The organism is Kiritimatiellia bacterium, from assembly GCA_025054615.1.
Taxonomy (GTDB): Bacteria; Verrucomicrobiota; Kiritimatiellia; order CAIVKH01; family CAIVKH01; genus JANWZO01.
Genome location: JANWZO010000016.1, coordinates 47,970 through 58,812 on the forward strand (window position 1 = coordinate 47,970; position 10,843 = coordinate 58,812).

The window sequence follows — 10,843 nt, forward strand, 5'->3', positions numbered from 1 at the left end:
GATGAACAACGTATTTCGATTGTTGCCCGAGCAGGCATCGACTTTGGCGCCCCAGGTGGACGCCATCTACATATTCCTTGTTGCCATTAGCGTATTTTTCACGCTCCTGGCCGCAGGTTTGGTGCTGGTTTTTGGTGTTCGGTTCCGCCGACGTGCGGGGGGGGTAACCCCTGAAAGACCGCACGAAGATAGCCGCTTGGAACTGGCAGCCGGAGGTTTATTGCTCGTCATCCTGCTCGTGTTATTCGGGTGGGGCGCTAAGGTCTATTTCGCAGCCGCCCGTCCGCCCGCTGACGCGATGGAAATTCTCGTAACCGGGAAGCAGTGGATGTGGAAACTGCAGCACCCCAACGGCAAGCGTGAAATTAATACGCTGCATATCCCTGCCGGTAAACCCATCCAACTGACGATGACCTCCGAAGATGTGATCCACAGCTTTTACATTCCCGCATTTCGTGTGAAACAGGACGTCCTTCCGGGCCGCTACACTCGCCTTTGGTTTCAGGCAACGAAACCGGGTAAGTATCGGCTTTTCTGCACGGAGTATTGTGGTACTGAGCACTCCATGATGGGCGGATGGGTCTATGTCCTCACGCCTGCTGATTATGAGAAGTGGCTTGTTGGTCAGACGGGCGTCGCGATGACTGAGACGCCCGTCCAGGCAGGCGAGCGGTTGTTTGTGCAACTGGGATGTCAGACATGTCACAATCCCAATTCCGGCGCGCTGGGTCCGAATCTTGTCGGGGTATTCGGCCACACAGTACGATTGGCGGATGGCACCGAGGTAATCGCTGATGAGGATTATTTGCGAGAATCTATTCTGAATCCACAGGCCAAGATTGTCGCTGGTTATGCTCCGGTCATGCCGGTATTCAAAGGAATCGTGACCGAGGACCAGTTGATGCAACTGGTTGCTTACATCAAAAGTTTAGCGGGAGCGTCGAACTGATATGAGTCACGCGGCTTTGGCTACGGCAGATGATACGCCGAAGAGTTACCTCTCGAATCGGTTCTCGATCCAATCGTGGCTCTTCACCGTCGATCACAAGCGTATCGCCATTCTGTACCTCATCAGTCTGACGGTGTTTTTTCTCCTTGGCGGCGCCGCGGCGGCCATTTTCCGGCTGGACCTGATGACGCCGCAAGCCGACCTGTTGCAGTCGGAAACCTACAACAAGCTATTCACGATGCATGGCATCGTGATGATCTTTTTCTTCCTCGTTCCGTCGATCCCGGCTGTCCTCGGCAACTTCCTTGTGCCGATCATGATCGGGGCGAAGGACGTCGCGTTTCCGAAACTGAATCTGTTGAGCTGGTATGTATTCATGGCGGGCGGTCTGCTTGCGCTCGGCGCCATCGTACGCGGAGGTGTCGATACCGGTTGGACCTTCTACACGCCCTACAGCAGCATGTACGCGAATTCTCACGTGATCCTGGCTGTGGCCGGTGCATTTATTGCCGGATTCTCGTCGATCATGACGGCTTTGAATTTCATCGTCACCATTCACAAGATGCGCGCGCCGGGCCTCACGTGGTTCCGCCTGCCCCTCTTCATCTGGGCCATGTATGCGACAAGCCTCGTGGTTATTCTCGGGACGCCGGTGGTTGCAATCACGCTGGTGATGATTTTTATTGAGCGTTTCTTCGGATTTGGATTGTTTGACCCCGCCCTCGGAGGGGATCCCGTCCTTTTCCAGCATCTGTTTTGGTTCTACTCACATCCGGCCGTCTACATCATGATTCTGCCGAGCATGGGGGTCGTCAGCGAGCTGGTTTCCTGCTTTTCCCGTCGCAGGTTATACGGATACACCTTCGTCGCCTTTTCCTCGCTGGCGATTGCAGTGATTGGTTTCTTTGTCTGGGGCCATCACATGTTCGTAAGCTCACAATCGGTTTATGCCGGCCTGATCTTTTCCTTCCTGACCTTCTTCGTCGCGATTCCAACCGCGATCAAGATCCTGAACTGGATCATGACCATGTACAAAGGGTCTGTCTCCTTTGAAACGCCGATGCTGTATGCCTATGGATTCCTCGGGCTGTTCACGATCGGCGGGCTCACGGGCCTCTTCCTCAGTACGCTTGCAACCGACATTCATCTCCACGACACCTACTTCGTGGTCGCCCATTTCCACTACGTCATGGTTGGCGGCGGTGTCATGGGCTTTCTTGGGGGGCTCCACTTCTGGTGGCCAAAGATCACCGGACGCATGTACCCAGAAGGCTGGGCCAAATTCGCGGCGATCGTGATCTTCGTCGGATTCAATCTTACCTTCTTCCCGCAGTTCCAGCTCGGCTATCACGGGATGCCCAGGCGGTATCACACCTATGCCGAAGAGTTTCAGATCCTGCATGTGATGTCGACGGCCGGCGCCTCTGTGCTCGGGGCGGGCTATCTCATCATGGCCGGCTATATGATCTGGTCGCTGTTCAAGGGCAAGCGGGCGCCAGCCAATCCTTGGGACGCCCGCGGATTGGAATGGGAAACGTCGTCACCGCCTCCGACGGAGAACTTTTTGACCACGCCCGTCGTGACCCAGGAGGCTTACGCTTACGACAAGCCGTCCGTGACTTGGGTCCCGACCGCTCATCCAATTCCGGAGGGCCACCGTGTCTAGCCACGCCCACGCCAGCGCGCATGTCGCGCATCACTTCGAAAGCGCTGTGCAACAGCGCGAATCCGCGACGCTCGGCATGTGGATCTTTCTCGTCACCGAGGTCATGTTTTTCGGCGGCCTTTTTGCCGCCTATGCAATCTATCGGTCGATTTATCCAGAGGCGTGGGTGGTCGGCAGCCATCTTCTGAGCATCGGACTTGGAGGGTTCAATACCGCGGTGCTGCTTGCCTCATCTCTCACGATGGCGCTGGCCGTACATGCGGCGCAGACCGACAAACCGAGGGCTTCGGCGCTCTGGATCGTATTGACCCTCGTCCTGGGGTTGGTCTTCCTCGGCGTCAAGGTGGTGGAATACTCCGGGAAATATGAGCACCACCTCGTGCCCGGCCCGAATTTCCATCTCGATCCGGCTGCCGAGCTGGCCAAACTGGAAGCGTCCGGCACGAAGGTGGGTGACCATCTGCGGCACGCATTTGAAACGGCCAATCCGGCCCACGTCCAATTATTCTATTCACTCTATTTTTCAATGACCGGCATGCACGCGCTTCACATGGTGATTGGCGCCGGTCTGATGATCTGGCTTCTTGTCACAACCTTGCAGGGTCGATATAGCTCGGCCTATTACAACCCGGTTGAAGTCACCGGCCTGTATTGGCATTTCGTCGACATTGTCTGGATTTTCCTGTTCCCGTTGCTGTACCTGGTGGGGAGGCACTGATGAGCGGCGAACATGTCATGCCCATACGAGTGTATCTCGCGGTCATTGCCACTCTGATGGTTCTGACCGTCGTCACTGTCTGGGTTGCATTTCTCGATTTCGGGTTTTTGAATGATGTCATCGCGGTCGGTATTGCGGTCTTCAAAGCCTTTTTGGTCGCGGTGTACTTCATGCATCTCCGTTTCGCCGCGCCCATCACGCGCCTGTGCGCCGGCGCGGGCGTGATCTTTTTCGTCATTATGATCGCCCTGACCCTGAGCGATTACCGGTCTCGCGCCTGGCTCCCGTTTCCGGAGGGCTGGGAGACAACTGTTGAGACCACCGTCCACCACTGAGCGATTCTCCCATGCATGAGCGGAGGACCCTCATGGCGATGCTGGCTGCGCTCTGGGAACTGTCCAAGCCGAGAATCGTCGGGATGGTCCTTGTCACGACGGCTTCCGGTTTTTTCCTTGGCGCGGACGGGCGCCTTACTGGGGAGGGGACGCTCGCGCTGCTGTCCGCTTTGTTCGGCACGGGGCTTGCTGCCGCCGGCGCTGCGGCGCTGAACAACTTTCTCGAGCGCGACGCAGACGCGCGGATGGAGCGGACGCGAAAAAGGGCGCTGCCCGCCGGCCATATCGAGCCCGCCCATGCCCTCGCTTACGGTATCCTGCTGGTCCTCGGTGGAGTGGCTTGGCTCGCTGGACTCGTCAATCTCCTGTCCGCCTTCCTCGTTCTGCTTACCGCCTTTCTGTATGTCCTTGTGTACACGCCGCTCAAAAGAGTGACATGGCTCAACACGTCCATCGGCGCGATTCCGGGGGCGCTTCCCCCGATGGTCGGTTGGGCCGCAGCGACCGACGGCCTTCATGCAGGCGCCTGGATTCTGTTCGTAATTCTATACCTCTGGCAGCACCCGCACTTCTACGCCATTTCTTGGATGTATCGGGAAGATTACCGCGCCGCGGGCTTCAAAATGCTCGCCAACCTCGATCCCTCCGGCTGCCGGCTATTCCGTCATGCGATCTTTTTCTCCCTGGTTCTGATTCCTGCGTCAATCGCCCTTTCCGCGATCGGCCTCACGGGCAGCGTCTATTTGGCGGGCTCTGTATTTCTTGGAGCCGCCCTGCTGGCGGCCGGGCTTCACCTCGCCCAGCACAAACGACATGCCGACGCGCGCCGCGTCCTCCTCGCCTCGGTCGCTTATCTGCCGCTTCTGTTTGGTCTCATGGTCCTCGACGTCGCCTTCCTCCGGTGAACGGATTGGGGGACCCGCATGCCGCGGAACGCCAAACCGGGTTTGGCGAGTCGCATAATTTCCATGCTCTGGAAAAACTCGTCCAACGGCTTCCATGCTCTGTAAATTCTGCAGCATGGAATTTTTTGCCCGCCGATGTTCTTCAACCTTCCGACGTTCCCTCGTGCGGCCGCTGTATCCCCTGACGCTGATTCTTGCGGCGTTGCTGGTCACGGGGTGTGGAAGGGCGCTGTTGGAGGACCGTGCCGAACGCGACCGGACCCTTTATCTTGCCTCCGCCCGAATTCGCGGGTTTGACCCGGCGAAGGTTTCCGATGTGGCGTCGGCCAAAGCGATCGCCCTGGTATATGAAACGCTCGTGCAGATCGCGTATCTAGAACGCCCATATCGCGTCGAACCTTTGTTGGCAGATGGGATGCCAGAAACCTCTCCGGACGGCTTGCGCTACACCTTCAAGCTGCGAAAAGGCATCCACTTTTCGGACGATCCATGTTTCCCCGGCGGACGGGGGCGCGAAATGACGGCGGATGATGTGGTCTATTCGATCAAGCGCCTGGCGGACCGCAAAGTAGCGTCCTCCGGATGGTGGGCGTTCGAGGGGCGGATTCGTGGACTGGACGAGTTCCGCGCGGCGAGCGGCGGGCCCGGCCCGACCGATTACAACCGTCCTGTCGAGGGGCTTCGCGCAATCGACCGCTATACGGTTGAATTCACGCTCACGAAACCGTTTCCTCAGTTTCTATGGGTGCTGGCGCTCCACTACGCGTCGATCGTGCCTCGCGAGGCGGTTGAATATTATGGAGATCGCTTTGCCGCGCGGCCGGTCGGGTCGGGGCCGTATCGGCTCATCGAATGGCGCAGGAACTATCGAAAAATTTTTGAGCGAAACCCCAAATGGGCTGAAACCGGGCGCGTCGACCGCTATCCGTCGAGAGGGGAGCCCGGGGATGAGCAGGCGGGACTTCTCGCCGATGCCGGAAAACCGTTGCCCCTCATCGACCGGATTGTGATGTATGTCATCGCCGATTCGACCACGCAATGGATGATGTTTTTGCGCGGCGAATTGGATGAGTCTGACATTTCCCGCGACAACTGGAGCGTGGTGATCGGCCCGGACGGCAACCTGCTGCCGGAACTGGCCGCGCGCGGCATCCGACTAACCGTCTCGCCCCAACTTCGGATCAACTACATCGGATTCAACATGAACGATCCGGTCGTGGGCCCGAACCGCGCATTGCGACTGGCTCTTACCTGCGCGTTCAACTCCGAGGAATGGATACGCCTGCACAACGGGCGAGTGCGTCGGGCGCGCGGACCGATTCCGAGCACCTTGGCGGGCTATGAGCCCGATTACGACCCGTACCCCTTCAATTTGGAGCGGGCGCGGGCCTACCTCGTCGAGGCGGGTTACCCAGGGGGACGCGACCCTGCAACGGGCCGCCGGGTGGAGCTCACCCTTGAACTGGGGCGCGCCGATGATCCTGAGTTGCGCCAAGCGGCCGAACTGATCGCGGCCTTCTTTGATCGGATCGGCGTGGCTCTCCGTCTTAGTTTCAACAATGGGCCGGCCTTTTTTGAGAAGCTCGAGCGGGGCCAGGCCCAGATGTTTTATGTCGGATGGCTTGGCGATTACCCGGACGCCGAGAACTTTCTTCAGTGCCTGTATGGACCCAATTCGGACGGGGGCCCAAACCGGGCACACTACCGGAGCTCCGAATTCGACCGCCTGTTTGAACAGGTCCGTGTCATGGAAGACTCGCCGGAACGGACGGCGCTTTACAGCCGGCTTGCGCGAATCGCGATGGACGACGCCCCATGGATTTTCGTGGCCGAACCGTTGAGTTACACGCTGCATCAGAGCCGGCTTCGAAACCGGAAGCCGCACCTCTTCCCATATGGGGTGGAGAAATATTATGGTCTTTCCTCCGATCCCCGCTGAGAACGCGAAACCCGTTCCCCTTCCGGCTGGCGGCCTTGGCGGACAGACCGACATCGTTCTATCGGTCCGCGATCTCTCTATTCAATTCGGGTCCGCGGAAAGGCCCGTCCGGGCGGTGGATTCCGTGTCGTTTGACATTGCGGCCGGAGAAGTAGTCGCGTTGGTCGGCGAAAGCGGCTGCGGGAAAAGTGCCACGGCGCTGGCCGTAGCTCGCCTGCTGCCCGAGCCACCGGCGCGCTACACGGGCGGATCCATCATTCTCATGGGGGTGGATGTCTTGAAAGCGGATGCCGCCAAGCTGCGCGCCATGCGGGGGGGCTCCGTTGCCTACGTCTTTCAAGAGCCGGCCGCAGCACTGAACCCGGTGTGGTCCATCGGTTTTCAGATCGATGAGGTATTGCGGGCCCATCGTCCTGAAGTCGACCGGGCGGCCGAACGGGAGCGCCTATTCAGAGCCGTCGGACTGGATGACGTGAAACGCGTATCGCGGGCGTATCCCCACGAACTCAGCGGTGGGATGCAGCAGCGCGCTATGATCGCGATGGCGCTCGCCGGAGGGCCCAGACTGCTTATCGCGGATGAACCTACGACCGCGCTCGACGTCACCGTTCAGAAGCAGGTCCTCGACGTTCTGATTCGACTCGCCCGGGAAACCAATCTAGCAATGCTGTTTATCACCCACAATCTGGCGCTGGCTTCGAAAATCTCGAGGAGGATCATCGTGATGTATGCCGGTCAGATCGTGGAGGAGGGGACCGCCGAACACGTCCTCAGTTCGCCGCGCCATCCTTATACGCGCGCACTGCTGCGGGCTTTGCCCAGATTGCGAGGATCTCTTGAGCGCCTGGAAGGTATACCCGGCGTCGTTCCCGCCGCTGATGCCTACCCTGGCGGCTGCCGTTTTCATCCCCGTTGCCCCTTTGCGAGAAAACTCTGTTCAGAACGGGTTCCCGATATGGAGGAGGGTGTGCGGTGTCACTTTTGGCGGGAGATACCGAAATGAGCGGAGAGGGGCCTCTTGTTTCTCTCCGGGGCGTGTCGGTGCGCTACCATGCGCGCGGCCGAAGCCTTCTCGCCTTGGAGGATGTCAATTTCGATATTTGGCGCGGTGAATGTGTGGGGTTGGTGGGCGGGAGCGGGAGCGGTAAGACCACGCTTGCCCGACTGCTCGTCGGCCTTGTACGCCCGGAATCGGGCTCGGTCACGATCGCAGGTCGTTCGCTCGGCGAATGGATGCGCACGGATCGGCGCCGATTTCGACGTGAGGTCCAGATGATATTTCAGGATCCCTACGGGTCGCTCAATCCGCGGATGACGGTTCGACAGGCCCTTCGGGAAGCCTTGCGCGTCCACCGCGTATCGGCTGCCCCTAGCGAGGAGGATCCTGTGGATCGGTTGCTGCGGCAGGTCGGACTGGACGCCTCCTACGGCGATCGATTCCCTTTCGAACTCAGCGGGGGCCAACGTCAGCGGGTTGGCATTGCTCGGGCGCTTGCGGTGAGGCCGGAACTGTTGATTGCTGACGAGCCCGTGTCGGCTTTGGATGTGTCGGTCCAGGCGCATGTGCTGAATTTGTTGCTGGACCTGCACCGGGCGGGCGGTCTCACGTTGCTTCTTGTGGCCCATGATTTGGCGGCCGTGCGTTACGTCTGCCGGCGGATCGTCGTCCTGCATCGGGGCCGAATAGTTGAGGATGGCCCCGTCGAAAGGCTTTTTGAAAATCCCGGCCACCCCCATACCCGCGAGCTGTTGCAAGCGGTGCCTGATTTGGCGTGACCGCCGTCAACGGCAACCGCTCATGCGCTCTGGATCATTTCCGCGGCTACGATACAGATGTCGTCCGAAACGCCCGTCCTGGCGGCAGCCTGGGCGCGAGTGAACACATCGTTGATGATCGCATCCGGTTGCAGCCCGAAATAGCGGTTGATTTGTTCACAGAGCTCAATTTCGGGAGTGATGGCCCCCTCCCTCGCCGCCTGATATTCCAGCAAGCCGTCAGAGTACACCATCAGGAGGCTGCCTAGCGGCATCACTTCCTCGCATTCGGCGTAGACGGTGTTGGGCTGAAGGCCGAGGCCGGGTTCCTTCGAGCGGCTGTCATACAGCGCGCGCGCCTTCCCGAAATTCGGGTCGATCAATATGGGAGAGGGGTGTCCGGCGCAGGCATAACGGAGGGTATTCTGGCTCACATCGATCACTCCGCAGAAGGCGGTAGCGAAACGAAGAATTTCGGGTTCGGAAAAGAGGGAATGCACGCGTCGATTGAGGGTGGTCAAAATTCCGGCCGGAGGCGTCTCGGCGCGGACCATCTGGCCTACCCACACGCGGAGGATGGCCGCAATGAGGGCGGCTGATATGCCGTGGCCCATCACATCGCAGAGGAAGATGATCGCGGATTGCGAATTGTAGGAGGCGACAACGAAGAAATCGCCGCTCAGTTGTTCGGCGGCGGAATATCGGTAGTGGAATCGCAAACGAGGCGGTCCATTTCTTTCGGGAAACGTCTCGAGCCGATTGGCGGACAACGCGCTCATCACATCGCTGGCGAGGGCAAGCTCTTCGCGGTACCGCTCATTCACCTTTCGAAGTTCCTCAACGGCCCTCGCTAGCTTTTCCCGCTGAAGATATTGTTCGGTGACGTCCCTCGATACGCCGAAGGTGCCGATAATTCGCCTGTTTTCGTCCCGGATTGGCAATTTGGTTGTGGAAACCCAGGTCCGCCGGCCATCCGGCCACGTTTCCATTTCGATTTTTCCGATGATGGGGATCCCGGTGGCCATCACGCGGGCCTCGTCTTGAAAAGCTTCGCGGGCATGCTCCTCCGTGAAGAAATCAAAATCGGTCTTCCCAATTGCCTGGGCCGGGTCATCGAGGCCGAACCACCGCGCCAGGGCGCTGTTGATGCGGATGAAACGGCTTTTCTCGTCTTTGAAATAGATGTGGTCTGTATGGCTGTCCATCAACAGTCGAAGCATTTCGCTGTCGGACAGACCGGAGCGTGGGGGCGAACCCGAATCCGTCATACTGCCACTATATCCGGCAACAGGGGGATTGAAAAGGGCTGTGCGGGATAAGGGCGAAAAGACCGCCGTCGGCTCACAACGGTTGATGTACGACGATGTCGGCCTTTTCCTTCAATTCATTGATGTATTGTTGAATGATTCCCGATGCCTTCTGGCCGCGCAGAAATGCGGCGATGTTTGTACGGACCTCGTCCAATGTAAGTTCTCGCGCTGGTTCGCGGCCTTCAACCCGGATGATGTGAAAGCCGAAGCGGGTTTCGACAATATCTCCGATTTCACCGATAGGCTGAGTGAACGACGCCTCTTCGAATTCCGGAACCATTTGACCGCGCGGGAAAGTGTAAACGCCACCGGTTTCCCGACTGCCCGGATCATCCGTTTCCTTGCGCACCAATTCGGCAAAATCCTCGCCGGCAATCAGTCGTTCCCGCAATTGCTCCGCCTTCTTGCGTTGCTCCTCCCGGTCCTGCCCCTCTCGGACGGCCACAAGAAGGTGGCGGGCTGTTGCGAGTTCCGGTCGTTGGAACTGTTCGGAATTGTCCTCATAAAATTGGCGGATTTCTTCCTCGCTGACGGTGACAGCATTGGAGACGGCCTGCTCGATCAACTTTCGGACGCGGATATCATCGGCGAATTCGCGGCGGAACTGCTCCTCGCTGATTCCGCGATCGGCGAGAATGGCGGACAGATCCATCCCAGGGGGGAGAGCCGCCTGGAGCTCGGCCCGGAAGGAGGCCATCTCCTCATCTGATACGGTCAATCCTAGACGGTCCGCCTCCTGCAAGAGGAGCAGTCGGGCGATGATCTGGTCGAGAATTTGCGAGCGCAGCCGAGGCAACATTTGCGCAAGCTGCTCTGATGGCATACGGCGTTGCAACTGTTGGGCTCGCGCATTCAATTCGCGCTCAATCATCTCCGGAGTGATCGGAACACCGTTGACCGTGGCCACGACGCCGGTGGCGACCGATCCGGTATCTGCCGGCTTTGGGGGCCGGAACAAGTCGGTGCTTTTGGACAGGTCCACATCGGTTCCCTCATTGGATCTCGAGGGGTTACAGCCCAGAAAGAGAGATGCGAAAGCCGCGAACGCGGCGAGGCAGGTGTTTCGATTCGACAACATGGATTCCTTTCGTAATGGTTGATCAACCGTGCATGACTTATCGATCGGTGTCAAACCCGCAAATGGAAAATGTCATGACTCTTTGAAAATGTCTCCTTTGCAAACTCGATAGAAATGACCCCATGGCGTCGTCGGGAGGGTCGCAGCGATGGTATTACTTCGAATGAGTCATAAGGGGCGAACGAGGC

The 10,843-nt window shown here is 58.8% G+C and carries 10 protein-coding genes; 8 read left to right on the forward strand and 2 right to left on the reverse strand.

Annotated features, from left to right (window positions below):
- Position 1: 1 nt before the first annotated feature.
- The 8 genes from coxB to NZ740_08310 all read left to right on the forward strand — a co-directional run bounded on the left by coxB (position 2) and on the right by NZ740_08310 (position 8,288).
- A complete protein-coding gene (gene coxB, locus NZ740_08275) occupies positions 2-949 on the forward strand; it encodes a cytochrome c oxidase subunit II (GenBank protein ID MCS6772005.1) in 948 nt (315 codons plus the stop codon).
- Between the two features lies 1 nt (position 950).
- On the forward strand, positions 951-2,615 hold the full coding sequence (ctaD, locus tag NZ740_08280; GenBank protein ID MCS6772006.1) for a cytochrome c oxidase subunit I: 1,665 nt from the start codon (positions 951-953) through the stop codon (positions 2,613-2,615).
- The gene (locus NZ740_08285) at positions 2,608-3,333 is read left to right on the forward strand and encodes a cytochrome c oxidase subunit 3 family protein (GenBank protein MCS6772007.1); all 726 of its coding nucleotides are present in this window, start codon (positions 2,608-2,610) and stop codon (positions 3,331-3,333) included. Before ctaD ends, NZ740_08285 begins: the two co-directional genes overlap by 8 nt.
- Entirely contained in the window at positions 3,333-3,668 is a 336-nt protein-coding gene (locus NZ740_08290) for a cytochrome C oxidase subunit IV family protein (GenBank protein ID MCS6772008.1), read from the forward strand. Before NZ740_08285 ends, NZ740_08290 begins: the two co-directional genes overlap by 1 nt.
- A 32-nt stretch (positions 3,669-3,700) precedes the next feature.
- The gene (gene cyoE, locus NZ740_08295; protein MCS6772009.1) at positions 3,701-4,573 is read left to right on the forward strand and encodes a heme o synthase; all 873 of its coding nucleotides are present in this window, start codon (positions 3,701-3,703) and stop codon (positions 4,571-4,573) included.
- A 163-nt stretch (positions 4,574-4,736) separates the two neighbouring features.
- Entirely contained in the window at positions 4,737-6,512 is a 1,776-nt protein-coding gene (locus tag NZ740_08300; protein ID MCS6772010.1) for an ABC transporter substrate-binding protein, read from the forward strand.
- A complete protein-coding gene (locus NZ740_08305) occupies positions 6,487-7,515 on the forward strand; it encodes an ABC transporter ATP-binding protein (GenBank protein ID MCS6772011.1) in 1,029 nt (342 codons plus the stop codon). Before NZ740_08300 ends, NZ740_08305 begins: the two co-directional genes overlap by 26 nt.
- Entirely contained in the window at positions 7,485-8,288 is an 804-nt protein-coding gene (locus tag NZ740_08310; GenBank protein MCS6772012.1) for an ATP-binding cassette domain-containing protein, read from the forward strand. Before NZ740_08305 ends, NZ740_08310 begins: the two co-directional genes overlap by 31 nt.
- 20 nt (positions 8,289-8,308) lie before the next feature.
- Here the strand turns inward: NZ740_08310 and NZ740_08315 are convergent, their stop codons facing one another.
- Positions 8,309-9,535 (reverse strand): SpoIIE family protein phosphatase, encoded by a 1,227-nt coding sequence (locus tag NZ740_08315; protein ID MCS6772013.1) that lies wholly within the window; start codon positions 9,533-9,535, stop codon positions 8,309-8,311.
- A gap of 73 nt (positions 9,536-9,608) precedes the next feature.
- Positions 9,609-10,655 carry a peptidylprolyl isomerase gene (locus tag NZ740_08320; GenBank protein ID MCS6772014.1) on the reverse strand — a complete coding sequence of 349 codons (1,047 nt, stop codon included), beginning with the start codon at positions 10,653-10,655 and terminating at the stop codon, positions 9,609-9,611.
- Positions 10,656-10,843 lie beyond the last annotated feature (188 nt).

Coding starts and splice junctions, on each gene's coding strand:
- ctaD (MCS6772006.1), top strand. CDS start 951: ATGAGTCACGCGGCTTTGGCTACGGCAGATGATACGCCGAAGAGTTAC.
- cyoE (MCS6772009.1), top strand. CDS start 3,701: ATGGCGATGCTGGCTGCGCTCTGGGAACTGTCCAAGCCGAGAATCGTC.
- NZ740_08305 (MCS6772011.1), top strand. CDS start 6,487: ATGGTCTTTCCTCCGATCCCCGCTGAGAACGCGAAACCCGTTCCCCTT.
- NZ740_08290 (MCS6772008.1), top strand. CDS start 3,333: ATGAGCGGCGAACATGTCATGCCCATACGAGTGTATCTCGCGGTCATT.
- NZ740_08320 (MCS6772014.1), bottom strand. CDS start 10,655: ATGTTGTCGAATCGAAACACCTGCCTCGCCGCGTTCGCGGCTTTCGCA.
- NZ740_08315 (MCS6772013.1), bottom strand. CDS start 9,535: ATGACGGATTCGGGTTCGCCCCCACGCTCCGGTCTGTCCGACAGCGAA.
- coxB (MCS6772005.1), top strand. CDS start 2: ATGAACAACGTATTTCGATTGTTGCCCGAGCAGGCATCGACTTTGGCG.